23 protein-coding genes are annotated in these 23,562 nt (G+C 63.7%); 20 read left to right on the top strand and 3 right to left on the bottom strand.

Features of this window, described 5'->3' with window-relative positions:
- Positions 1–65: 65 nt before the first annotated feature.
- The 3 genes from trpS to CQ14_RS37060 all read left to right on the top strand — a co-directional run bounded on the left by trpS (position 66) and on the right by CQ14_RS37060 (position 2,389).
- Positions 66–1,118: a tryptophan--tRNA ligase gene (gene trpS, locus CQ14_RS37070; RefSeq protein WP_057862824.1), complete on the top strand. Its 1,053-nt coding sequence runs from the start codon at positions 66–68 to the stop codon at positions 1,116–1,118.
- Between the two features lie 92 nt (positions 1,119–1,210).
- A complete protein-coding gene (locus CQ14_RS37065) occupies positions 1,211–1,705 on the top strand; it encodes a universal stress protein (RefSeq protein WP_057862690.1) in 495 nt (164 codons plus the stop codon).
- A 114-nt stretch (positions 1,706–1,819) separates the two neighbouring features.
- Positions 1,820–2,389, top strand: a complete 570-nt coding sequence (locus CQ14_RS37060; protein WP_057862689.1) for a NifU family protein — start codon at positions 1,820–1,822, stop codon at positions 2,387–2,389.
- Between the two features lie 60 nt (positions 2,390–2,449).
- Here CQ14_RS37060 and CQ14_RS37055 read toward each other — a convergent pair whose 3' ends face one another.
- Positions 2,450–4,135 carry a methyl-accepting chemotaxis protein gene (locus CQ14_RS37055; protein ID WP_057862688.1) on the bottom strand — a complete coding sequence of 562 codons (1,686 nt, stop codon included), beginning with the start codon at positions 4,133–4,135 and terminating at the stop codon, positions 2,450–2,452.
- Between the two features lie 405 nt (positions 4,136–4,540).
- Here CQ14_RS37055 and tsaB point away from each other — a divergent pair, with 405 nt between their 5' ends.
- The 13 genes from tsaB (at position 4,541) to trmB (ending at position 17,518) form a co-directional block, all read left to right on the top strand.
- Complete coding sequence (tsaB, locus tag CQ14_RS37050) at positions 4,541–5,239, top strand: tRNA (adenosine(37)-N6)-threonylcarbamoyltransferase complex dimerization subunit type 1 TsaB (protein ID WP_057862687.1); 699 nt, start codon at positions 4,541–4,543, stop codon at positions 5,237–5,239.
- Positions 5,236–5,721, top strand: coding sequence for a ribosomal protein S18-alanine N-acetyltransferase (gene rimI, locus CQ14_RS37045; RefSeq protein WP_057862686.1), 486 nt, complete (start codon positions 5,236–5,238; stop codon positions 5,719–5,721). Before tsaB ends, rimI begins: the two co-directional genes overlap by 4 nt.
- A 51-nt stretch (positions 5,722–5,772) precedes the next feature.
- A complete protein-coding gene (locus CQ14_RS37040) occupies positions 5,773–6,222 on the top strand; it encodes a Fur family transcriptional regulator (protein WP_057862685.1) in 450 nt (149 codons plus the stop codon).
- A 12-nt stretch (positions 6,223–6,234) separates the two neighbouring features.
- Positions 6,235–6,915: an HAD family hydrolase gene (locus CQ14_RS37035; protein WP_057862684.1), complete on the top strand. Its 681-nt coding sequence runs from the start codon at positions 6,235–6,237 to the stop codon at positions 6,913–6,915.
- 152 nt (positions 6,916–7,067) lie between these two features.
- The gene (locus CQ14_RS37030; protein ID WP_199805718.1) at positions 7,068–8,981 is read left to right on the top strand and encodes a glycosyltransferase family 39 protein; all 1,914 of its coding nucleotides are present in this window, start codon (positions 7,068–7,070) and stop codon (positions 8,979–8,981) included.
- 137 nt (positions 8,982–9,118) lie between these two features.
- Positions 9,119–10,513, top strand: a complete 1,395-nt coding sequence (miaB, locus tag CQ14_RS37025) for a tRNA (N6-isopentenyl adenosine(37)-C2)-methylthiotransferase MiaB (RefSeq protein ID WP_057862682.1) — start codon at positions 9,119–9,121, stop codon at positions 10,511–10,513.
- A 4-nt stretch (positions 10,514–10,517) separates the two neighbouring features.
- The gene (locus tag CQ14_RS37020; RefSeq protein ID WP_082650199.1) at positions 10,518–11,573 is read left to right on the top strand and encodes a PhoH family protein; all 1,056 of its coding nucleotides are present in this window, start codon (positions 10,518–10,520) and stop codon (positions 11,571–11,573) included.
- Positions 11,574–11,635: 62 nt separating this feature from the next.
- Complete coding sequence (gene ybeY / locus CQ14_RS37015; protein WP_057862823.1) at positions 11,636–12,160, top strand: rRNA maturation RNase YbeY; 525 nt, start codon at positions 11,636–11,638, stop codon at positions 12,158–12,160.
- A gap of 1 nt (position 12,161) precedes the next feature.
- A complete protein-coding gene (locus CQ14_RS37010) occupies positions 12,162–13,280 on the top strand; it encodes a hemolysin family protein (protein WP_057862680.1) in 1,119 nt (372 codons plus the stop codon).
- Positions 13,280–14,887, top strand: a complete 1,608-nt coding sequence (gene lnt, locus CQ14_RS37005) for an apolipoprotein N-acyltransferase (RefSeq protein ID WP_199805717.1) — start codon at positions 13,280–13,282, stop codon at positions 14,885–14,887. Before CQ14_RS37010 ends, lnt begins: the two co-directional genes overlap by 1 nt.
- Positions 14,888–15,134: 247 nt before the next feature.
- Positions 15,135–15,551 carry a helix-turn-helix domain-containing protein gene (locus tag CQ14_RS37000; protein WP_057862822.1) on the top strand — a complete coding sequence of 139 codons (417 nt, stop codon included), beginning with the start codon at positions 15,135–15,137 and terminating at the stop codon, positions 15,549–15,551.
- Positions 15,552–15,650: 99 nt separating this feature from the next.
- Positions 15,651–16,778 carry a M20 family metallopeptidase gene (locus CQ14_RS36995; protein WP_057862678.1) on the top strand — a complete coding sequence of 376 codons (1,128 nt, stop codon included), beginning with the start codon at positions 15,651–15,653 and terminating at the stop codon, positions 16,776–16,778.
- A complete protein-coding gene (trmB, locus tag CQ14_RS36990) occupies positions 16,778–17,518 on the top strand; it encodes a tRNA (guanosine(46)-N7)-methyltransferase TrmB (RefSeq protein WP_430650249.1) in 741 nt (246 codons plus the stop codon). The genes CQ14_RS36995 and trmB overlap by 1 nt, the downstream gene beginning before the upstream one ends.
- A 123-nt stretch (positions 17,519–17,641) precedes the next feature.
- Here the strand turns inward: trmB and CQ14_RS36985 are convergent, their stop codons facing one another.
- The gene (locus CQ14_RS36985; protein ID WP_057862676.1) at positions 17,642–18,490 is read right to left on the bottom strand and encodes a phytanoyl-CoA dioxygenase family protein; all 849 of its coding nucleotides are present in this window, start codon (positions 18,488–18,490) and stop codon (positions 17,642–17,644) included.
- Positions 18,491–18,683: 193 nt separating this feature from the next.
- Entirely contained in the window at positions 18,684–19,754 is a 1,071-nt protein-coding gene (locus tag CQ14_RS36980) for a DUF2336 domain-containing protein (protein WP_057862675.1), read from the bottom strand.
- A gap of 378 nt (positions 19,755–20,132) precedes the next feature.
- On the opposite strand from CQ14_RS36980, the gene rimP reads away from it, so the two are divergent.
- From rimP to CQ14_RS36960, 4 genes are all read left to right on the top strand, one after another.
- The coding region (gene rimP / locus CQ14_RS36975; protein ID WP_245320811.1) for a ribosome maturation factor RimP at positions 20,133–20,868 on the top strand (736 nt) is incomplete at its 5' end.
- A gap of 3 nt (positions 20,869–20,871) precedes the next feature.
- Positions 20,872–22,482, top strand: coding sequence for a transcription termination factor NusA (gene nusA, locus CQ14_RS36970; RefSeq protein ID WP_057862674.1), 1,611 nt, complete (start codon positions 20,872–20,874; stop codon positions 22,480–22,482).
- Between the two features lie 75 nt (positions 22,483–22,557).
- A complete protein-coding gene (locus tag CQ14_RS36965) occupies positions 22,558–23,238 on the top strand; it encodes an RNA-binding protein (RefSeq protein ID WP_057862673.1) in 681 nt (226 codons plus the stop codon).
- 77 nt (positions 23,239–23,315) lie between these two features.
- Positions 23,316–23,562 (top strand): translation initiation factor IF-2 associated domain-containing protein (locus CQ14_RS36960; protein ID WP_057862672.1); only part of this gene is annotated, 247 nt, incomplete at its 3' end.

The following is a 23,562-nucleotide window of genomic DNA, read 5'->3' as shown; positions in this document are numbered from 1 at the left end:
GGCTTGCGCTTGCAGCCCCTGCGTGGCAAACGACGCGCCAACCAGACAGTCTCGGGAAGCTGACCATGGCTTTTGTTGAACGGGTTTTTTCGGGCGTCCAGCCGACCGGTAATCTGCATCTCGGCAATTACCTCGGCGCGATCGTCAATTTCGTGAAGATGCAGGAAACCCATAACTGCATCTATTGCGTCGTCGACATGCATGCGATCACGCAAGGCGTCGACGTCTGGGGCGGGCCGGCCGAGCTTGCCCGCAACACGCGTGAGGTCACCGCGGCCTTCATCGCCGCCGGCATCGACCCGAAGAAGCACATCGTGTTCAACCAGAGTCAGGTCGCCGGCCATGCCGAACTGGCCTGGATCTTCAACTGCGTCGCACGCGTCGGCTGGCTCAGCCGCATGACGCAGTTCAAGGAGAAGGCCGGCAAGGACCGCGAGAACGCTTCCGTCGGACTCTACGATTATCCGGTGCTGATGGCGGCTGATATTCTCTTGTACCGCGCCACCCACGTGCCCGTCGGCGAGGACCAGAAGCAGCATCTGGAGCTGTCACGCGACATCGCGCAGAAATTCAACAACGACTTCGGCGATTCGATTCGTGGCCATGGTTTTAACGACGGCCAGTTCTTTCCGCTGCCGGAGCCCTTCATTACCGGTCCGGCGACGCGGGTGATGAGCTTGCGCGACGGCACCAAGAAGATGTCGAAGTCGGACGCCTCGGACAATTCGCGGATCAACCTGACCGACGACGCGGAGCTGATCGCGCAGAAGATCCGCAAGGCGAAGACTGATCCGGAGCCGTTGCCCTCGGAGGAAAAGGGGCTGGAGAACCGGCCCGAGGCCGATAACCTCGTCGGCATCTATGCGGCACTGTCGGACAAGAGCAAAGCCGACGTGCTCAGGGATTTCGGCGGCGGGCAGTTTTCCAGCTTCAAGAACGCGCTGGTGGAACTTTGCGTCGCAAAACTCGCGCCGATCGCCTCGGAGATGAAGCGACTGGTCGCCGATCCCGGCCATGTCGACAGCATCCTGATCGACGGCGCCGACCGTGCGCGCGTCCTTGCCGATGAAACCATGCGGGCGGCCCGGGACATCGTCGGTTTCATCCGAAAGAGTTAGTTGCGCTAGCTGCGTTGCAACAGCGACGCCGCTTGTCGAGAGCGGCTGCGCCGTGGCAGCATGCGGCGGTTTGGCGCAGCACCGGGACATGCATGACCACCCAGCGACGAAGCTACGAAACGGGTCACAAGCCAAAATGCCTCGTCATCGTTGACGACACCGCGGAATGGGACCGCGCGGTGTATTACGCCAGCCGCTGGGCGGTGCGCGTCGGCGGCGGGGTGGTGATGCTCCGCATCATCGCCATCGAGGACCAGAACCAGCAATGGCTCGGCGTCGCCGACCTGATGCGCGCCGAGGCCGAGGACGCCGCCAATGAAGCGCTCGACCGCGCCTCCGGCCGCGCCAACGGTATTGCGGCCATCACGCCGGAACGGGTGATCCGCGAAGGCGACCCGATCACCCAGATCCTCGACGTGATCGACCAGGACGTCGATATTTCGATGCTGGTGCTGGCGGCCAATCCCGGCGCCGAGGGACCGGGGCCCTTGATCAGCATGATGGCGCAGGTCGCCGGCTCGTTCCCGATTCCGGTGACCATCGTGCCCGGCGACCTCACCGACGCCGAGGTCGACGGGCTGTCTTAGGGCCTGATATACCTACAGAATTACTGATTTCCCCCTTGATCGTGCGCCCGCGGTCGCCATCTGCTAAGGGAAACCCACGCGCCGGCCTTGAACCGGCGACGCCGGAGAAAAACCATGTTCATTCAGACTGAAGCCACGCCCAATCCCGCCACCCTGAAATTCATTCCGGGCCGCACCGTGCTCGATAGCGGCACGATGGAATTTTCGAACCGCGAAGCCGCCGCCCGCTCGCCGCTTGCCGAACGGCTGTTCGGCGTATCAGGCGTAGCAAGCGTGTTCTACGGCTACGATTTCGTCACGGTGACCAAGGCGGATGGCGACTGGCAGCATCTCAAGCCCGCGATCCTCGGCGCCATCATGGAGCACTATATGTCCGGCGCGCCACTGCTGGCGGACGGAACCGCTGGCAATGACGAGGCGGCGGACGAGGAAGGCGAGTTCTTCAACGAGCAAGATGCCGACACGGTTGCCACCATCAAGGACCTGATCGAGACGCGGGTGCGGCCGGCGGTCGCCAATGACGGCGGCGACATCACCTTCCGCGGCTTCAAGGACGGCGTCGTCTATCTCAACATGAAGGGCGCCTGCTCCGGCTGCCCGTCATCCACGGCGACGTTGCAGCACGGCATCCAGAACCTGTTGAAGCATTTCGTGCCCGACGTGGTCGAAGTCCGGCCGATGTAAGTTAGTGCCGTAGGGTGGGCAAAGGCGAGCAAGCGCCGTGCCCACCATACAAGGCCTGAGCTACGCCGCCTCTCCGATGCTGGCGGCCTCCGCCGCGGCGCGCTGCATGCCCTCGGACATTTCGCTCGTCACCGCGCTCTGCTGCTGAACGGCGGCGGCCGTCGACGTCACATATTCGCTGACGTTCTGGATCGCCTGCTTGATCGAGTTGAGGGCCGCGACGACATCGCCCGAGATACCGTTGAGATTGCCGATCTCCTGCTCGATCTTGTCAGTCGCCTGCTTGGCCTGGCTGGCGAGGTTTTTCACCTCGGAGGCGACAACGGCAAAACCGCGGCCGGCATCGCCGGCGCGCGCTGATTCGATCGTGGCGTTCAATGCCAGCAGATTGATCTGGCCGGTGATGGCGCCGATCAACTGCACGATGCTGCTCATCGATTCCGCGGCCTCCGTCAGGCGATGCGCCTGCTGATCGGCGGCCTCGACCCGGCCGACGGCCGTGTGCGCGGTTTCTTTCGACTTCGCCATGGCATCGGAGATTTCGTGCACCGACGTGTTCAGCTCCTCCGCACCTGCGGCGACCTGCTCCATCATGCTTCGGACTTTTTCGCTGCGCATCCGCGCGATCACCTGCGCGGTGGTGTCGGCGGCGTATTTCACGACCTTGTAAGGCTTGCCGTTGAGGTCGCGGATCGGATTGTAGGATGCCTGGATCCAGATCTGCCGGCCGCCCTTGCCGACGCGCTCATACTCGCCCGACTGGAAATCGCCGCGATTGAGGCTGGCCCAGAACGCCTGATAACCGTCGCTGCCGCGCTGGTCGGGCGGCATGAACAGGCTGTGATGCTTGCCCTCGATTTCCACCAGCGAGTAGCCGAGCGTCTTGAGAAAATTGTCGTTCGCGGTCAGCACCTTGCCGTCCATGCTGAACTCGATGACCGCCTGCGACTTGCCGATCGCCTCGATCTGGCCGGCGAAGTTTGCCGTCTTCAGCTTTTGTTCGGTGATATCGGAGGCGAACTTCACCACCTTGAACGGCTTGCCGGCATCGTCGAGGATCGGATTGTAGGAAGCGAGGATCCAGACCTCCTTGCCGCCCTTGCCGACACGCTTGTACTCGGCCGACTGGAATTCGCCACGGCCGAGCTTCGTCCAGAATTCGCGATAGGCAGCGCTGTCGCGCTCTCCCGGCATCACGAACATCTGGTGATGCTTGCCCTGGATTTCGGCGAGCGAGTAGCCCATCGCGGCAAGGAAATTATCGTTTGCCGTGATGATGGTGCCGTCGAGATTGAACTCGATCACGGCTTGCGCGCGGGCGATCGCCGCGATCTTGCCGGCATCCTCCATGCTGCGGATCTTGCGCTCGGTGATGTCGGTGGCGAACTTGATGACCTTGGTCGGTTTGTTGGCGCTGTCCAGGATCGGATTGTAGGACGCCTGAATCCACACTTCCCGGCCGCCCTTGCCGACACGCTTGTATTCGGCCGCCTGATATTCGCCGCGATTGAGCCTGGCCCAGAACGCATGATAGTTCGGGTTGTCACGCTGCTCCGCCGTCACGAACATCCGATGATGCTTGCCCACGATTTCGTCGAGCCGGTATCCCATCGTGTCGAGGAAATTCTGATTGGCGGTGATGATCGTGCCATCCATATTGAACTCGATTACCGCCTGCGACTTGCTGATGGCAATCGCCTGCGCCAGCGCCTCACGCGCCGTAGAATTGCTTTTCCAAAATGGCATAAAAAAAAATCCCTCTGGTTCCGGGACGAGCGTGGCTTTTGCTGCCGATGATTCGTCGTCCGGGCTCCCCTTGACCCGTATTTCCCACGTGAACGATTGTCGCAGCCGACGGCTAATTCTTTGTTAATCCTCTTTAATTTCAAAAGCTTAGTATCTCACAGGTTGCATCTTTCGGCCAAGCCCCGCAGATCGGGAGCGAGGTTTTCGAAGCCAAAAACCCATGGATGCGACGAAGGCTTCCCGAACGCTCGAACCGGCGCAGAACGGCCGAAAAGATCCTCTAGCCGGCAGGCAAATTTCCGGAGCCATTTTCGGTTCTGGTTGAGCCAGAAGCCGGCTCCTTCGACGCGTTTTCTTGACGCGAACCGGTGTCCACGTCGTTCGAAAGCGCTATAGGGTTACCCCATGCTCATCCTCTCCATCGATACCGCGCTCGACGCTTGCGCCGCGGCCGTGCTTGACACCAGCGCGGGCGGAACCATCGCGCAGGAATCGCAGGCGATGAAGCGCGGACATGCCGAAGCCTTGATGCCGCTGATCGCGCGCGTGATGAAGGCGTCCGGCGTTGCCTTTCCCGCGCTCGACCGCATCGCGGCGACGACTGGCCCCGGGAGTTTCACCGGATTGCGCGTCGGGCTTTCCGCCGCCCGCGGCATTGCGCTTGCCGCCGGCAAGCCGGTCGTCGGCGTGACGACGCTGACCGCGTTTGCTGCGCCGATCGTCAGCGGGAACAGCGAACATCCCGTCATATCAGCCGTCGATGCGCGGCATGATCATGTCTATTTCCAGGTGCTCGGTGGCGACGGTGGTTCGCTGATCAAGCCGAATGTCGCGCCGGTTGCGGAGGCGCTCGACGCGGCGCGCTTCGGCACGCCGCATCTGGTCGGCAACGCGGCGAAAATTCTGGCCGACCGCTGGCCGGCCGATGCGCCCCCGCCTTTCAAGGTGGACCAGCAGGCCGCGCCTGATATCGCCTGGGTGGCGTGGCTCGGCGCCGCGGTCAATCCCGAGAGCTCGCCGGCACGGCCCTATTATCTGCGCGCGCCCGACGCCAAGCCGCCGAAGGATCCGTTGTCCGGCGCAGCCCCGCCGCCGGCATCATGATGGCGTGGTTATCCGACTGGTGGAGCGGCGGCACGGCGGTGATCGAACCGGCGATCCAGCGCGACGCGGCGCGTCTGGCGCAACTGCACGGCGCATCGTTTCACCGCGGCTGGGGCGAAGGCGAATTCGAGGTGATGCTGACCGAGCGCAACACGCTCGTGCACCGCCTCAGGCTTGGGCGCAAGATCATCGGCTTTGCGGTATCGCGCATGGCCGCCGACGAGGCGGAGTTGTTGTCGATCGCCATCGACGCGACCCAACGCGGTCGCGGCCTGTCGCGCACCCTGTTGCTGACGCATCTCGGCCACCTTGCGGGCCGCGGCGTACGCAAGGTGTTCCTCGAAGTCGAAGAAAACAATCAGCCGGCGCGGCGTCTGTATGAATGGGCCGGATTTGAGGTCGTCGGCCGCCGGGAACGCTATTATCAGCAGCCCGGTGGCGAACAATTGAATGCGCTTCTGATGCGGCGCGACTTGTCGTAATATGCATGCGGTGGCACAAAGCCCCGCCCCGCCCTTCAAGGCCGAAAGACCATGACCGCATTGAAATCCCCGTCTGCGCAGAAAAATACCGGCATCGAGGCGCGCTGCGCCGCCACCGGCATGCGCATGACCGAACAGCGCCGGGTGATCGCACGCGTGCTGGCCGATTCGGTCGACCATCCCGATGTCGAAGAGCTCTACCGGCGCTGTGTCGCGGTTGACGACAAGATCTCGATTTCGACGGTGTATCGCACCGTCAAACTGTTCGAGGATGCCGGCATCATCGAACGGCACGATTTCCGCGAGGGCCGCGCGCGCTACGAGCAGATGCCCGATAGCCATCACGACCACCTGATCAATCTGCGCGACGGCAAGGTGATCGAGTTCACCTCCGAGGAGATCGAGAAATTGCAGGCCGAGATCGCCAGGAAACTCGGCTACAAACTGGTGGATCATCGGCTGGAGCTTTATTGCGTCCCGCTCGACGAAGACAAAACCTGATCGCGAGCCGACTTGAAGCAGAACTTCGATCTGGTCATCTTCGACTGCGATGGCGTGCTGGTCGACAGCGAAGTCATCTCATGCCGCGCGCATGCGGAGACGCTGACGCGGCACGGCTATCCGATCACGTCCGAACAGGTGCTCGTTCGCTTTCTCGGGGTGTCTGACCGCGAGGCGCGCCAAACCATTGAGCGCGAGATCGATCGCAAGCTGCCCGATGACTTCGAGCAGCAGGTGAAGGCGGCCACGCTGAAATTTTACGAAGGCGATTTGCAGGCGATCGCCCATATCGGCGAGGCGATTGGCGCGATACGACTGCCCAAATGCGTCGCTTCCAGCGGAGCGCCGGAAAAGATTCGCCACGGCCTCACCTGCGCCGGCCTCTACGACCAACTCGCGCCGCATATTTTCTCCGCTACGCAGGTCGATCGCGGCAAGCCCGCGCCCGATCTGTTTCTGTTCGCGGCCGAACAGATGAAGGCGCAGCCATCGCAGTGCCTCGTCATCGAGGACAGTGTTCCCGGCGTCACCGGCGGTCGCGCCGCCGGGATGACCGTGCTTGGCTTTCACGGCGGCAGCCACTGTCAGCCCGGCCATGCGGAGCTGCTGCGCGCCGCTGGCGCCGCTGTGACCTTCGACGATATGCGGCAGTTGCCGGAGCTGATTGCGCGTGTCGGTCGAACGGCCGGCTAGACATCAATCAAGCAACCTTGCCGCGAGTTAACTGGGCGCGGAACCCGCAGGTGATAGTCTCGCGCGAAACGGCGTGAGGGGAGCGGCGCATCCTGAAATTACCTGACAGCAAAGTCCTGAAGCCGGGCTTAGCGCTCACGCTGATCGTGGCGGTGGCAGCATTCGCGCGAAGCTGGCAGCTTTCGCAGAACGAATTCAGCAGGCAGTATTACGCCGCAGGCGTGCGCAGCCAGCTGGAGAGCTGGCACAATTTTCTGTTCAATTCGTTCGATCCCGCCGGCTTTGTTTCCATCGACAAGCCGCCGGTGGCGATCTGGCTGCAGGTCATAAGCGCCAAACTGCTCGGCTTTTCGGCATCGTCGATCCTGCTCGCGCAGGTGATGGCGGGACTGGCTGCGATTCTCATCATCTACATTCTCGTGCAGAAATATTGGGGCAGGACAGCGGGAGCCGTGGCCGCGCTGTTGCTTGCGCTCAGCCCGGTTAATGTTGCCGTCGACCGCTCCAACAACACCGAGAGCTGTCTGATCCTGGTGCTGCTGACGGCTGCGTGGTTCGGCATGCGGGCCGCCGAGACCGGCCGGCTCGCGCTGCTTTGTGCCGCGATGGCCGCAATCGGCGTCGGCTTCAACGTCAAGATGGGCGCGGCGCTGGTGCTGGCTCCCGTGCTGGCCCTGGCGTTCAGCCTCGCGCGACCACGCGCTCCCGCAACCTGGCATCTCGGGCGACAGGCCATCGCAGGCGTGGTCCTTGTCATCGTCTCGCTGTCATGGGCAGTTCTCTTCGATCTCACGCCGGCGCGGGACCGGCCATATGCGGGCAGCACTAGGCATAATTCGATGCTGGAGCTTGCGTTGGTCCACAATGGCGCGGCCCGCTTCCTTGCGACGGCCACGCCCACAGGCACTCCGGCAAGCCCCTCGCCTGCGGCCTCGAGTGAGGCGGCACCTGCCGGCACGGCAATCCGGCAGCCCGTCATGACGGACGACTCGCCAATCGGCCCTCTCCGCCTGTTTCGGCCGCGGGCTGCGGCGCAGTTCGCGTGGCTGCTGCCGCTCGCGCTTCTCGGACTCGCGTTCGCCTGGTCGGATGCATGGGGGCCGGGCGCAACGAGGTCGCGCCGCGTCAGCGCCGCTGTCTGGACCGGCTGGCTCGCGATGTACTGGATCGTGCTCACCTTCGCGGGAGGATTGATTCACACCTATTACGTCGCCGTGCTCGGTCCGCCGCTCGCCGTATTTTCCGGCATCGGCGCAGCCGGGCTGTGGTCGCGCTGGCAAGCTGGCAAGCTCGCGTGGGTGCACCTGCCGCTGGTCATCATCGCCACCGCCGCCTGGCAAGCCTATCTCTGCATCGCGCAATCAGAGACGATCGGACCCGACTGGCTCAGCCTGACGTGGCTGACATCGCTCGGAATAGCTGCGATTTGTGCCGCTGTCCTTTGTGCCCTTCCACAGCAGAGCGGCAGATTGCCAAAGCTGTTCGCCGTCGCGGCCTTTGCCGCGCTGCTCGTTTCACCGAGCCTGACCGCAGCCAGCGTCGTTCTGAGGCGCCCGAACATCGCCGCGCCGGTCGCCAACATGACGGCCCTGCTCGCCCCATCCGACACTGACCGCCTGGCATCGCGGACAGCGCGGCTGGACGCCGCTCGCCAGAAACTCACGGGCTACCTGACCGCCAATCGCGAGGCCGCGAAGTTTCTCATCGCGGTGCCCAATGCCAATGTCGCCGCGCCACTGATCATCGCGACCGGCCAGCCGGTGATGGCGATGGGCGGCTATCTCGGCGACGATCCGATCCTGACGCCGGCGGACATCGAACGGCTGGCCGCGGACAGACAGCTACGCTTTGTGATGCTGGGTGGCTACACGTTGGCTCCCGCAAAACAGGCGGCGGCGCTCGAACCGATCGCGCAATGGGTGCGCGCCAAGGGCCGCCCCGTTGATGCAAAATTGTGGCGGCTGTCCGGGGCTTCGAGCAGCACCCCCTACCGCATCAACCTCGGCAACGAATGGGTGGAAGTTCCGCCGCCCGAACTGTTCGATCTTTGGGGCACTGCGAACTGAACTGGACCGCGGCGGGTATCCTGGGCGCCTTTGTGCCCTGAAATGGCGGCTTAACCGGCTGGATTTTCACGCCTCCAGGCTATATTTGACCCCCTGACGCCGGATTGGCGCCAATCAAGCCCGATATCCAAGGTTCCATGAAGCCGCCGCGCAAGCTGCATATCAAGTCCTATGGCTGCCAGATGAACGTCTACGATGCGCAACGCATGGTGGACACGCTGGCGCCCGAGGGCTTTATCGAGACTGACAGCGCCGAAGATGCGGATCTGGTGATCCTCAACACCTGCCACATCCGCGAAAAGGCTTCCGAAAAGGTCTACTCCGAGCTCGGGCGGCTGCGGGTGGCCAAGGACGAGGCGGCGCGGAACGGCCGCGCAATGCGCATCGCGGTCGCCGGATGCGTCGCGCAGGCCGAGGGCGAGGAGATCATTCGCCGGGCGCCGACGGTTGACGTCGTGGTCGGGCCGCAGAGCTATCATCACCTGCCGCAGCTATTGGCGCGCGCCAAAAGCGAAGGCCGGGCGCTGGAAACCGAATTTCCGGTCGAGGACAAGTTTGGCTTCCTGCCGCAGCCGAAGCCGGCCGCCATCCGCGCGCGCGGCATCTCCGCTTTCGTCACCGTGCAGGAAGGCTGCGACAAGTTCTGCACCTTCTGCGTGGTGCCCTATACGCGCGGCGCGGAAGTCTCGCGCCCGGTCGCCAAGATCGTCGACGACGTGAAGCGGCTGGCCGACAATGGCGTGCGCGAGATCACCCTGATCGGTCAGAACGTCAACGCCTATCACGGCGAGGGCCCCGATGGACGGACCTGGCCACTCGGCAAGCTGTTGCATCGGCTTGCCGAAATCGAGGGCATCGCGCGGCTGCGCTATTCGACCAGCCATCCCCGCGACGTCGAGGAAACGCTGATCGCAGCGCATCGCGACCTCGGCGCGCTGATGCCGTTCGTGCATCTTCCGGTGCAGTCCGGCTCCGACCGGATTCTGGCCGCCATGAACCGCAAGCATACCGCCGATGATTATCGGCGCGTCATCGACCGTTTCCGTACCGCCCGCCAAGACGTTGCTTTTTCATCGGATTTTATCGTCGGCTTCCCCGGCGAAACCGAGGGAGAATTCGCCGCAACCCTCGCGCTTGTCATGCAAATCGGATACGCTGCGGCTTATTCGTTCAAATATTCGCCACGGCCCGGCACGCCGGCGGCGGACATGTGGGAGACGGTGTCAGCGGCTGAAATGGACGAGCGATTGGTGCGGCTCCAGGAATTGATCGACACCCAGCAATCGGCCTTCAACCGGGCCATGATTGGCGAAACCGTCGACGTGCTGTTCGAACGCGCGGCCCGCAATCCCGGCCAGATCGTCGGCCGCACTGCGTACCTTCAGCCTGCGCATGTGTTTGCCTCGCCAGACATCATCGGACAGGTGCTGCCGGTGACCATCGAGAGCCTCGAGCGCTACAGCCTGCTCGGCGAACTCGCGGGCGGTGTTGCGCAGCCCGCACCAACCCTTCCACAGCTGACGGGAGCCTGAACCCTTGCCAAAAAGCGCATCGGATTCACCTTCGCTCGCTCCCAGCCGCAAATTTGACCGCGACATGCAAGTTCCGCCCGAGACCCAGGTCGTCATCGACTTCGACGACAACCGTGCCGCTTCCGCCCTCGTCGGCCCCTACGGCCAGAACCTGGCGCTGGTCGAGCGGCGGCTCGGCGTCGTGGTCGATTCCCGCGGCAACCACATCACCATCGCCGGCACCCGCGACGGCTGCGACGCCGCGCGGCGCGTGCTGGAGACGCTCTATGCGCAGGCGCTGCAAGGCCATGATCTCTCGCAGGGCGAAGTCGAGGGCGCCATCCGCGCCGTGATCGCGCAGGGCTCGCTGTTCGAATTCGACGCCAAGACCGCCAAGCCCACGTTCGAGACCATTAACCTGCGCAAGCGTCCGGTGCGGGCACGCACGGCGGCGCAGGATTCCTACATCCGCGCGCTGAAGCGCCATGAGCTGGTGTTCGGCGTCGGCCCGGCCGGCACCGGCAAGACCTGGCTTGCGGTGGCGCATGCCGCACAATTGTTCGAACGCAAGGAAGTCGATCGCATCATCCTGTCGCGGCCGGCGGTCGAGGCCGGCGAACGGCTCGGCTTCCTGCCCGGCGACTTGCGCGAGAAGGTCGACCCTTACCTGAGGCCGATTTACGACGCGCTGTACGATCTGATGGACTCGCGGATCGTGGAGCGCGCGCTGCAGGCCGGCGAGATCGAGATCGCGCCGCTCGCCTTCATGCGCGGCCGCACGCTCACCAACGCCGTCATCATCCTCGACGAAGCGCAGAACACCACGTCGATGCAGATGAAGATGTTCCTGACCCGGCTCGGCGAGAACAGCCGTATGATCATCACCGGCGACCCCTCGCAGGTCGACCTGCCGAACGGACAGGCGTCGGGGCTCGCCGAAGCTTGCAAGCTGCTCGACAATGTCGAGGGCATTGCGCAGGTGAAATTCACCGCGGAAGACGTCATCCGCCATGAACTGGTGGCGCGGATCGTCGCCGCCTATGAGGGATTGCCGCAAAAGCCGGCAACCGGAAAATCTTGACCGAAATATTCTCGGCCGTGGACCTGCCGCAGGCAGGCCGCGGCCGCAACCAGAACAACGTTATGCAAACCGCTGGAACGCTCGTGTCGTCCGCCTTTCCTCTCACCGAAGTTCTCGTCGTCGCCGAGTGCTGGCAGACCGAGCCGGATGCCGAGGCGGTGATCCATCGCGCCATCAACGCCGCAGCCGAATTCGCCGACGCCGATGTCGGCGAGGCGGAACTCGCGGTCATGCTGACCGACGATACCGGGATCCGCACGCTGAACAGCAACTGGCGTGGCATCGACAAGCCGACCAACGTGCTGTCGTTTCCGGCACTGCAGCCGACCGCGGCCGCGCCGGCGGACGCCCCGCGCATGCTCGGCGACCTTGCCATCGCTTATGAAACCACGCGCAAAGAGGCCGATGACGAGGAAAAGCCGTTCGATCATCATCTCAGCCATCTCGCGGTCCACGGCTTCCTGCATTTGATCGGATACGACCACGAGAATGACGACGACGCCGAAGCCATGGAAAGTCTCGAACGGGAGATTCTCGCCCAACTCGGCATTCCCGATCCGTATGCGGACCGGGAGCGGATGGACTGAAATGCCGGACTCCGACCCTATACAGGATAACCCGCGCGATACGCCCAACCTGCCGGTGGTGGTGCAAGAAGGCGAGGTGCTGCGTCCCGCCGCCGATAACTGGCTGATGCGAGCGATCCGGACGCTGTTCGGCTGGAAGGCCGGATCGGTGCGCGCCGATCTTCAGGTCGTGCTCGATGCCTCGACGCCGGATGATGTCGGCTTTTCTGCCATCGAGCGCACCATGCTGCGCAACATCCTCGACCTCAACGAGCGGCGGATAGCCGACGTGATGGTGCATCGCGCCGATATCGTCGCGGTCAAACGCGATATTCCGCTCGGCGAGCTGATGAGCCTGTTCGAAAGCGCGGCGCATTCGCGCCTCGTGGTCTACAACGAAACGCTCGACGATCCCGAAGGCATCGTGCACATCCGCGATCTCTTGGCATTCATGACCGCGAAGGCGCGCGTCGGCGAGACCGACAAGCCCAGGCGCAAGAAGCCGTTCCCCGCGGGCCTCGATCTGCGCGCGGTCGACCTCGCGATGCCGCTGGCGGAGGCCAACATCATCCGCAAGCTCCTGTATGTGCCGCCGTCGATGCGGGCGATCGACCTGCTCGCGCAGATGCAGGCCTCGCGCATTCATCTGGCGCTGGTGGTGGACGAATATGGCGGCACAGACGGGCTGGTGTCGATCGAAGACATCGTCGAGCAGATCGTCGGCGAGATCGACGACGAGCACGACAGCGATGAGCCGCCGTCGATCGTGCGCCAGGGCGACAATGCCTTCATCGCCGACGCCCGCGCCAGCCTCGAGGACGCGCGCAAGATGATCGGCGAGGAATTCGTCACCGGCGAAGCCGGCGAGGAAGTCGAGACGTTGGGAGGTTATCTGGTGGCGCAGGTCGGCCGGCTGCCGGTGCGCGGCGAGGTGATCGCGGGCCCGGGCAATTTCGAGATCGAGGTGCTCGATGCCGATCCGCGGCGGGTCAAGCGGCTGCGGATCGGGATTCGGAAAGAACGTCCGACGCCACGCACGGCGCGCGAGCGCAGCCGCCGCGAGAGCGCGCCCGACAGCAGCACACCGCAGGCCAATGACAACACGCCGCCGAGTTCCAGCGACGGAGCCGGCTCGCAGTGATGCCTTCAAGCAAATTCCGCGCGGCGGGACTCTCGATCATCCTCGCCTGGGGCTGGAAGCGCGCCGCGATCGCGCTGGTCGCAGGCGCGATGTCGGCGCTGGCGATGGCGCCGTTCAACGCCTGGCCGGTGCTGTTCATCACCTTTCCGGTCGCGGTCTGGCTGATCGACGGGGCCGCGGCCGGAAAATGGCGCGGCGTGCCGGCGGCAGCACTATCAGGCTTCTGGTTCGGGCTCGGCTATTTCGTGCCCGGGCTCTACTGGACTGGCAACGCCTTCCTGGTGGACGCGCAGACCTTTGCCTGGCTGATGCCGTTCGCCGTGCTCGGGCTGCCGGCCTACCTGGCCCTGTTTCCCGCGCTCGGCTTCGCGCTGGCGCGGCTGATCTGGACACGGGATGCCTCGCGCGTGCTGGCGCTCGCGGTCGCCCTCACGGTCAGCGAATGGCTGCGCGGCTACCTGCTGTCGGGTTTCCCGTGGAACGCCTACGGCTACGCGCTGTCGGAACCGCTGGCGCTGGCGCAGACGGCGTCACTGATCGGGCTGTGGGGCATGACCTTCCTGGCCGTCGCGATCTTTGCCAGCCCGGCGGCACTGATCGACGGCACCTCGCGCGGCCGCAAGCCCTGGATCGCGCCGGTGGCGGCGCTGGTGCTGCTGGTGGCAATGGGGATCTACGGCGCCGTGCGGCTGTCGCTGCAGCCGACAGCCCTGACCAACGTCAAGCTGCGCATCATGCAGCCGAACCTGCAGCAGGACGTCAAATTCAACTACGGCGCCAAGGCGGAGGTGATGCAGAAGTATCTGACGCTGTCCGACCGCGCCTCGGGGCCGCAATCCACCGGCGTGCGCGACGCGCAGATCCTGATCTGGCCGGAATCGGCTTTCCCCTTTTTCCTGACCCGCGAAGCCGACGCGATGGCGCAGATTGCCGAGCTCCTGCCCAAGGGCACGGTGCTGATAACAGGCTCCGTGCGTGCGCCCGACGGTCTGCCCGGCGCCCGCGTCTCCCGCGCCTACAACTCGATATATGTGATCGACCATGACGGTGGCGTGCTGTCGGTCTACGACAAGCTGCATCTGGTGCCGTTTGGCGAATACCTGCCGTTTCAGGAGTGGATGGAAAAGCTCGGCTTCGTGCAACTGACGAAGGTGCACGGCGGCTTCATTCCCGGCGCGCGGCGCCAGGCGATGGAAATACCGAATGCCCCACGTGCGCTACCGCTGATCTGTTACGAGGCGATTTTTCCCGGAAATGTTGCGGCGCGTGACGATCGTCCAGGCTGGATCATCAACCTGACCAATGACGGCTGGTTCGGCAATTCGACCGGCCCCTACCAGCACCTGCAGCAGGCGCGGCTGCGTGCGATCGAAGAAGGGCTGCCGATGGTGCGCGCCGCCAACACCGGCATCTCGGCGGTGATCGATCCTTCCGGGCGGATTGTCGCACGCCTCGACCTCGGCATCGAAGGTGTGCTGGACGCCAGCCTGCCATTAGCGCTGTCGCCGACGGTTTATGCTCGACTTGGAGATATCCCGGCGGCCGTGATTGTGGCCGTTGCCCTGATGCTCATCATCAGACGCCGCGCTGCAAAGCACGCTGCCTGAGATTTCCGCAGCGCAGTTTTGTCACTGGTTTACTAAAAACGCTGCGTGTGCGGTTCCACCAGTTGACAGACAGCCTGCAATTCGCTTTCTGCGGTTGCAAGCCAAAAACAACAACCAGTCACTTCCGTTGCTCAGATCGTCCGCAATTCTACCCGATCCTCCGAGCAGGATATGACGGTAACGGCGCGCCTGAGGCATGACTCTTCCTCTGCCTCAATCCCGGCGCGCCATCCCAGGAGCGATGCAGATGTCTACTAAAGCGCCCAATCCGGTTGACAAATATGTCGGCAGCCGCGTCCGGATGCGCCGCATCATGCTGGGAATGAGCCAGGAAAAACTGGGCGAAGCGCTCGGTCTCACCTTCCAGCAGGTTCAGAAATACGAAAAGGGCACCAACCGGGTCGGCGCCAGCCGCCTGCAGCAAATCTCTGAAATTCTGCAGGTACCAGTGTCGTTTCTGTTCGACGGTGGACCGAGCGGCGCAGCGAATGGCGAGGGTTTCGGCGACGGCGCCTCCCCGGCCTACGTGTCCGATTTCCTCGCAACATCAGAGGGTCTCGCGCTGACGCGCGCGTTCACGCGCATCGACGATTCCAAAATGCGGCGCTCGATCGTCGAACTGGTCGAGCAGATTGCCTCGCGCAACGGCCCGGACCCGCGCTGACTTCATCTCTCACCGGTTTGAAAATTTCGTATTCTGGAATATGCCTCATTTCTCGATCGGCAATTGCACATCGGGAAATGACGCCGTATCGGATACGACATGACGACATCCAATCCTTTTGACGCCGCGCCGATCCTCGAAGGCATACGCCGCTGGGTCGAGATCGAAACCCCCACCGAAGCACCCGAACAGGTCAACAAGCTCGCCGACCTCGTCACAACGGGTTATCGCGACCTGCCCGCGACCGTGGAGCGGATCGCCGGGCACTCCGGCTGCGGCGACCATCTGGTGGCGCGCTCGTCATGGGGGCAGGACGAGCCGGGCATCCTGGTGCTGAGCCATCTCGATACGGTGCACCCAATGGGCTTCATCGAGCGTCTGCCGTTCCGCATCGCCGGTGACAGCGCATTCGGCCCGGGCATCTACGACATGAAGGGCGGCGCCTACCTCGCCTACCATGCGTTCCGGCAGATCTGCGCCGACGGCGCCCGGCCGCCGCTCGGCATCACCCAGCTCTATGTCTCAGATGAAGAGATCGGCAGCCCGACCTCGCGCGCGCTGATCGAGGCCGAGGGACGCAAGGCGAAATATGTGCTGGTCACCGAACCGGCGCGCGACGGTGGCAAGATCGTCACCGGGCGCAAGGGCGTCGGGCGCTTCGAGGTGTTCATCAAGGGCGTGCCCTCGCATGCCGGCACGAGGCCGCAGGACGGACGCAGCGCCATCCGCGAACTCGGCAATGTCATTCAAACGCTGGAGGCGATGAACGACTTGGCGCGCGGCATCACAGTCAATGTCGGCGTCGTCCGCGGCGGCACCAAGCCGAACGTGGTCGCGGAGGAAGCCTATGCCGAGGTCGACACCCGCGTGCCGACCATCGCCGATTCCGAAGAGCTCGTTGCAAAAATCCTCAATCTGAAATCGCGCACCGAAGGCGTCACGGTCAAGGTGATCGGCGAGTTGAACCGCCCGCCTTATGAAAAGAGCAATGCCGGCGCGGCGCTTTACGAGCATGCCAAAACGATCGCGGCGGAGATCGGCTTCGACCTGGTCGATACCTCGACCGGTGGCGGCTCCGACGGCAATTTCACCGCGCCGCATACCGCAACCCTCGACGGGCTCGGCGTCGACGGCCAGGGCGCCCATACCCATTACGAGCAGATGTACATCTCCTCGATCGAGCCGAGGGCGCGGCTGTTGTACCGGCTGTACCAGACACTGCGATGATGACCGCCCCTCGCGATATCGGCAACGGCGGCGCGCCGCCGGATGACGGCGCGTCGGCGCATGCGCGTGGCTCGTTCTTCGGCCGCCGCAAAGGCCACAAGCTCCGCATCCATCAGTCCGACCTGATCGACAATCTGCTGCCACACCTGGCGCTCGATATCGGTGCGCCGGCGCCGGCGCGGCTTGCCGATCTCTTCGATAGCAGCACCGATGATGTCAGGCTCGAAATCGGCTTCGGTGGCGGCGAGCATCTGATCGCGGAAGCGCAGGCCTATCCGAACATCGGCTTCATCGGCTGCGAGCCCTATGTCAACGGCATGGCAAAAATCCTGACGCAGATCGAGACGCACAATCTGCGCAACATCCGCCTCTACGCCGGCGACGCCGCCGAATTGCTGGCCTGGGCGCCACCGCGCTCGCTGGCGCGGATCGACCTGATCCATCCCGATCCCTGGCCGAAGCGTCGGCACTGGAAGCGCCGCTTCGTGCAGGATGCAACGGTGAAGGCGATGGCGCGCATCCTGAAAGACGACGGCGAATTCCGCTTCGTCAGCGACATCGACGATTACTGCGCCTGGACACTGGCGCATCTGATGCGCTCGCCGGATTTTCTCTGGACCGCCGAGCGCGCCGCCGACTGGCAACAGCCGTGGGACGCCTACACCATGACGCGCTACGGCCGCAAAGCCGAACGCGAGGGACGGGTCGCGGCGTATTTGAGGTTTCGGCGGGTGAGCTAGCGGCCAGTAGCCCTTCGAGACGCCGCTTCGCGGCTCCTCAGGATGAGGTCTTCGACCCTCTTGGTGAGGAGCGCGGCAACGCCGCGCGTCTCGAACCATGAGGCCGCGCTCGACGGCCGATTGTTACTGCTTCGCCGCCTCCGCCATCTTCGCCTTCCTCACATCGGTCGCTTCCCACACCATGCGCTTGCCGCGTTCGCGCCCCAACAGCTCGATCGGATCGTGGTTGTCGATATGGCCGAACTGTCCCTTGTAGACGCTGTAGCCGCATAGTTCCTGCAGGCGGCGCGGAAACCGTTTCGCGGTTTCCCGGGGAATGCCGAGCTGCAGGTTTTCCTGCTGCCGCATCCAGCCCCAGCAATAGGCGCAGGAAAAAGCGAAGCGCCGCTCATCCGAATTGTTCGCGCCGCCGCCATGCCACAGCGCACTGTCGAACAGCATCACGCTGCCGGCCTTCATAGTCGCGGTGACGGCGGCATAGTCATGGCCGTATTCCGGCGAGGAATCATATTTGTGACTGCCGGGTATGATCCGCGTCGCGCCGTTGTCCTCGCGGAAATCCGACAGCGCCCAGATCGCATTGATGGTAATCGGAATGTGCGGTCGCGGCAGCGGGATCAGCTGCGTGTCTTCATGGATCGGTTGCGCCTCCTGCCCCGGTCCCAGCACCAGCGAGCAGAACGACGACAACAGGCATTCTCTGTCCAGCACACGCTCGACCACCGGCAGCACATTTGCATGGAGCGGCACTTCCCAGAACAGCTCGTCATAGGTGAGTAGATTGTTGACGCGGACGGTCTTGAAACCTTCGAACGAAGTTTTGGCGGGGCCAAGCTGATGCTCGCGCTCGATGCGCTGTAGCGTTGCTATCAAACCTTCGACCAGGTCAGGACTCGCGGCAGCCTCGATGACGGTAAAGCCGTCATCGCGAATTCTGTCGGCATGGGCTTGGATCTGAACGTCCGTCAGCATGTCGCGCTCCCCGAAATGACGCTGTCCCACGTCTTTGAGGGCGGAGGATAACGCGCTGTTTCAGGGTTTGGGAGGTATTTCCGTTGACGACGTCATTGCTGCGAGCGCAGCGACGAAGCAATCCATCTCTCCGCTTGCTGAGAGATGGTTGCTTCGCTTCGCTCGCAATGACGGGGAGAAAGCGGTGGACCGATTACCGCGTCTTCCAGAACTCGACGACGCGCTGGGCGGTCGTGGGCATCAGGCGCACATAATTCAAACGCGCGTTTTCGATGTCGGCCGGCGATGGCGTTTTCGTCGGGCCGAGCCGAAGGATGATCAGCGCGCGCACCGTCGCCCATTCGAGGTCCATGGATTTTCCGGCGATCAGGATCGGATCGTAGCGTTCGCCACTGATCAGGCGATCGAGGGTTTCGATCTTGACGCCGGTCATCGCCGACAGCGCAGCGATCGATTCTTCGTATTTGAAGGCCCGGGCAAAGTTGAGCAATGCGCCCTCGCCGAGCATGCCTTCACGGTGGAGTTTGAGCACCGTGCGCTGTGCCGGCAGGAAGTCGCGCCGCTCCTCGCGTTCGGACGGGGCGGTGATGGCAACCATCGCCTGCTTGATGTCGGCCTGCCGCTCGGGCTTGACGACCTGGAACAGGCGGCGGCGGATGACGTCGATGGAGCCGGAGAGCAGTTCCTTGAGTTGTTCGGAAGACAGGTCGTCGCGCTGGCCAAGCTTGATCGTCAGCACGCCGTCCTGGCCGGCGCGCTTGATCAGCGTCGAGTATCCATCTGACGAAAACGCTGCGCCGGCATTGCCGGCAGCGCGCCTGACTACGGCGCGGTCGCCGCGGGCGATCATGACGTCGGTGAGGTCGGCCGAAAGCGCGGGACGCTCCGCCATCGCCAGCAGATGCCCCTGGCCTTTCATGGAGGCAATTTCGAGCAGCATCTTTTCGTCGATGACAGGCGAGCGGCGCAGCAACGGACCTGCGATGGCAATTTCATCTTCATGGGCAAGCTGGCCGACCAGACCGCGCGGCGCATTTGCCAGCGTCGACAGGCGCTCGGCCAGTTCGGCGCGCGCCTCGATCTCGGCATGGGGGACCAGACTGGTCAGGACGCCGTCGAACAGATCGACATGATCGGCGCGGAAGCTCGCCGCCCCCTGCAGGAACAGCTCGCTGATACGACGCATGGCATCGGCGCGGCGCTTGGGGTCGCCACGACTGACGATGTCGTCGAGTTCCGGAATCAGCGATGGTGAAATAGTCATAAACCCCGTCCAAATCGGCCAAATTGGCTGATTTTCGGGAAATCTAGGCAGCGTTTGTGAATGAAGGGTTAGATTATTGCCCACCTCTCAAAGCTTGGCAAAATCGGACTTAACGAGATCGCGGGCCTTGTCGGATTGCGGAAAAACCGCTATATCCGCGGCAACTTATGGATCTCATACGATCGCGTATTGAGAGTGGGCCCCCCGGGACCCGCTCTTTTTTATTACCTGAACCTGCCCTGCCCAGAACGGACATCAGGGGCGGCTCAGGGAACCGGCCGGACCTCCGGTTAGGCCCGGCCTAAACCCATGCAAGTAAGANNNNCGCTTTTGACCCTGGACATGACCGATCCAACTGCTGTTCCCGAGGATGCCGANCCTCCTGGCCGAGCCCCGTCTCGTCGTCGAGCCGGGCGTGGCGGCGCGGGTGTCGGCGGTGGCGGGGCCGGTGCTGCAGGGAATGGGCTACCGGCTGGTCCGGATCAGGATTTCCGGGGAGGCCGGCTGCACCGTGCAGATCATGGCCGAGCGGCCTGATGGCACGATGCAGATCGAGGATTGCGAGGCGATCTCGCGGGCGCTGTCGCCGGTGCTCGACGTCGCCGATCCGATCGACCGCGCCTACCGGCTGGAGATATCGTCGCCCGGCATCGACCGCCCGCTGGTGCGCCGTTCAGATTTCGAACGCTTTGGCGGACATCTCGTTAAGATCGAAATGGCTGTCGCCCATCAGGGCCGCAAGCGTTTCCGTGGTACGCTGGCCGGCGTCGAAGGCGATGCCGTGCGCCTACATCGGGATGACACACGCGCGGACGAAGATGCCGACGTGCTGCTGGTGATGGAAGACATCTCCGACGCACGGCTGGTTTTGACCGACGAATTGATTGCGGAATCGATGCGGCGCGGCAAGCAGGCCGAGCGCGAACTCAAACAGAATCTCGGGCTGGCGCCCACGCCTCCGCCGCACGCGAAGAAAAGCGATCCGGCCAGGAGCAACAAGCCGAAGCCCAAGAACAAGCCCGGCAAGAAGCCGGAGCCGACGAATACCAAGAGACACCGCCTCGCCGCAGAAAGGCTGCGCAGGGGCGAGACCGATCCTACCGAAGGAGACTAGGCCATGGCAGTCAGTGCCAACAAACTCGAGCTGCTGCAGATCGCCGACGCGGTCGCCCGCGAAAAGTCGATCGACCGCGGCATCGTGATCGCCGCGATGGAAGACGCCATCGCCAAGGCGGCCCGCGCCCGTTACGGCAGCGAGACCGACGTTCACGCCGAGATCGACGCCAAGAAGGGTGAGCTCAGGCTGTCGCGCCACATGCTGGTCGTCGAGCAGGTCGAGAACTCCTCGAACCAGATTTCGCTGGCGGACGCGCAGCGCGCCAATCCGGGCGCCCAGGTCGGCGACACCATCGCCGACACCCTGCCGCCGCTGGAATATGGCCGCATCGCCGCGCAATCCGCCAAGCAGGTGATCGTGCAGAAGGTGCGCGAGGCCGAGCGCGACCGGCAGTACCAGGAATTCAAGGACCGCATCGGCGACATCGTCAACGGCGTCGTCAAGCGCGTCGAATATGGCAGCGTGATCGTCGATCTCGGCCGCGGTGAAGCCATCATCCGCCGCGACGAGATGCTGCCGCGCGAGGTGTTCCGCAACGGCGACCGCGTCCGCGCCTACATCTTCGACGTCCGCCGCGAAACCCGCGGACCGCAGATCTTCCTCTCCCGCACCCATCCGCAGTTCATGGCAAAGCTGTTCGCGCAGGAAGTGCCTGAGATCTATGACGGCATCGTCGAGATCAAGGCGGTGGCCCGCGATCCCGGCTCACGCGCGAAAATCGGCGTGATTTCCAGGGATTCCTCGGTGGATCCGGTCGGCGCCTGCGTCGGCATGCGCGGCTCGCGCGTGCAGGCTGTCGTGAACGAACTGCAGGGCGAGAAGATCGACATCATTCCGTGGTCGCCCGACATCGCGACCTTCGTCGTCAACGCGCTGGCGCCCGCCGAAGTCGCCAAGGTCGTGATCGACGAAGACCGCGAGCGGATCGAGGTCGTGGTTCCCGATACCAACAACCAGCTCTCGCTGGCGATCGGCCGGCGCGGCCAGAACGTGCGCCTCGCCTCGCAACTCACCGGCTGGGATATCGACATCCTCACCGAGCAGGAAGAATCCGAGCGCCGCCAGGCCGATTTTGAGAACTCTACGCGGGTGTTCATGGAAGCGCTGAACGTCGACGAAGTGGTCGGCCAGTTGCTGGCGTCGGAAGGCTTCACGTCGGTCGAGGAACTCGCACTGGTCGACGTCAAGGAACTGGCCGGTATCGAAGGCTTCGACGAGGAAACAGCCAACGAGCTGCAGAGCCGGGCAAAAGAATATCTCGAACAGCTCGAGACAGAGCTGGAAAACAAGCGCAAGGAGCTAGGCGTGGATGATGCATTGAAGACGGTGCCCGGTGTTACCTCGAAGATGCTGGTGAAGTTCGGCGAGAACGACATCAAGTCGGTCGAGGATCTGGCGGGCTGCGCCACCGACGATCTGGTCGGCTGGACGGAGCGCAAGGAAGGCAGCGAGCCGACCAAGCATGCCGGCATCCTCGACGCCAACGAGATCTCCCGCGACGATGCCGAGCGCATGATCATGCAGGCGCGCGTCATTGCCGGCTGGATCACCGAGGCCGAACTCGCCAAGCAGACCGAGGCGGCCCAGGCTGCTGAAGACCAGACGGCGTAATGCGGGTGTTCCGCAAAACCGAAACTCTTTTCTGCGCGCTGACCGTGCGCAGATGACAGGAACCGTTCGACAGGCATGCTCGCTTTGGCTGACCCCGATCTCGACCATGGGCCGCGGACCGACAAGTCCGCGACCATGCGGATGTGCGCGGTCAGCCGCGAGGTGCGCAGCATTGACGAACTGATCCGCTTCGTCGTCGCCCCCTCCGGCGACGTCGTTCCCGATCTGAAACGCAAGCTGCCCGGCCGCGGCCTCTGGGTATCGGCCTCGCGCCGGACGGTTGCGGAAGCGGTCCGCCGTCACCAATTTAGCAGAGGGTTCAAGCGCGACGTCCGGGTCGCGGCCACCCTTCCCGCCGATACCGAGGCCCTGCTGGAACGAAGCTGCATCGAGGCGCTGGCCATGGCGGCCAAGGCCGGTCAGGTCATTTCCGGCTTTGCCAAGGTCGAGGGCCTGCTCGAGCAGGGCCGGGCTGATGCGCTGATTCACGCTTCCGACGGCGCCGCCGACGGAATCCGCAAATTGGACGCGATCGCCGGGCAAAGGGGCCGAAATGTCGGCGAATCGCGGGATTTGCCGATTGTGACTGCTTTAACCTCGGCACAATTGGATTTGGCACTGGGCCGGTCAAATGTGATACATGCTGCGCTGCTCGCGGGCCCGGCGAGCAAAACGTTCCTGTCGCGCTGCCAGATCCTGGTTCGATACCGGACGGACGATGACGACAAGACCGGGGATGGCGGCCAGAAATTCTGACGACGACGATTGGTTCCGAAGACCTGCTGCAATGACGGTGCGGAAAACGCACACGCTAACGAGATTAGGACTGCTGAATGGTTGATACCAAAACGCCTGGCGACAAGACTTTGAGTGTCCCGACCAAGACCTTGACGCTGAAGCCGCGGGTCGAGACGGGCACCGTGCGCCAGAGCTTCAGCCATGGCCGGACCAAGCAGGTCGTGGTCGAAAAGCGCGGCAAGCGCCGCGTCGGCGGCGATGCGCCCGCCACGGAGACGCATGCGCCGGAGCCGGTCGTCGCCAAGGCGGCGCCCGCCGCAAAGGCTCCCCTTGGCCGCCCTG

Origin of the sequence: Bradyrhizobium lablabi, from assembly GCF_001440475.1 — a bacterium.
GTDB lineage: Bacteria > Pseudomonadota > Alphaproteobacteria > Rhizobiales > Xanthobacteraceae > Bradyrhizobium > Bradyrhizobium lablabi.
The sequence above is the reverse complement of the archived record's forward strand: the minus strand, read 5'-3'. Positions and strand labels throughout refer to the sequence as shown.

Bases quoted from the DNA above. Each gene is read 5' to 3' on its own strand.
- trpS (WP_057862824.1), top strand. From the start codon at position 66: ATGGCTTTTGTTGAACGGGTTTTTTCGGGCGTCCAGCCGACCGGTAAT.
- CQ14_RS37065 (WP_057862690.1), top strand. From the start codon at position 1,211: ATGACCACCCAGCGACGAAGCTACGAAACGGGTCACAAGCCAAAATGC.
- CQ14_RS37060 (WP_057862689.1), top strand. From the start codon at position 1,820: ATGTTCATTCAGACTGAAGCCACGCCCAATCCCGCCACCCTGAAATTC.
- CQ14_RS37055 (WP_057862688.1), bottom strand. From the start codon at position 4,135: ATGCCATTTTGGAAAAGCAATTCTACGGCGCGTGAGGCGCTGGCGCAG.
- tsaB (WP_057862687.1), top strand. From the start codon at position 4,541: ATGCTCATCCTCTCCATCGATACCGCGCTCGACGCTTGCGCCGCGGCC.
- rimI (WP_057862686.1), top strand. From the start codon at position 5,236: ATGATGGCGTGGTTATCCGACTGGTGGAGCGGCGGCACGGCGGTGATC.
- CQ14_RS37040 (WP_057862685.1), top strand. From the start codon at position 5,773: ATGACCGCATTGAAATCCCCGTCTGCGCAGAAAAATACCGGCATCGAG.
- miaB (WP_057862682.1), top strand. From the start codon at position 9,119: ATGAAGCCGCCGCGCAAGCTGCATATCAAGTCCTATGGCTGCCAGATG.
- ybeY (WP_057862823.1), top strand. From the start codon at position 11,636: ATGCAAACCGCTGGAACGCTCGTGTCGTCCGCCTTTCCTCTCACCGAA.
- CQ14_RS37010 (WP_057862680.1), top strand. From the start codon at position 12,162: ATGCCGGACTCCGACCCTATACAGGATAACCCGCGCGATACGCCCAAC.
- lnt (WP_199805717.1), top strand. From the start codon at position 13,280: ATGCCTTCAAGCAAATTCCGCGCGGCGGGACTCTCGATCATCCTCGCC.
- CQ14_RS37000 (WP_057862822.1), top strand. From the start codon at position 15,135: ATGTCTACTAAAGCGCCCAATCCGGTTGACAAATATGTCGGCAGCCGC.
- CQ14_RS36995 (WP_057862678.1), top strand. From the start codon at position 15,651: ATGACGACATCCAATCCTTTTGACGCCGCGCCGATCCTCGAAGGCATA.
- trmB (WP_430650249.1), top strand. From the start codon at position 16,778: ATGACCGCCCCTCGCGATATCGGCAACGGCGGCGCGCCGCCGGATGAC.
- CQ14_RS36985 (WP_057862676.1), bottom strand. From the start codon at position 18,490: ATGCTGACGGACGTTCAGATCCAAGCCCATGCCGACAGAATTCGCGAT.
- CQ14_RS36980 (WP_057862675.1), bottom strand. From the start codon at position 19,754: ATGACTATTTCACCATCGCTGATTCCGGAACTCGACGACATCGTCAGT.
- nusA (WP_057862674.1), top strand. From the start codon at position 20,872: ATGGCAGTCAGTGCCAACAAACTCGAGCTGCTGCAGATCGCCGACGCG.
- CQ14_RS36965 (WP_057862673.1), top strand. From the start codon at position 22,558: ATGCTCGCTTTGGCTGACCCCGATCTCGACCATGGGCCGCGGACCGAC.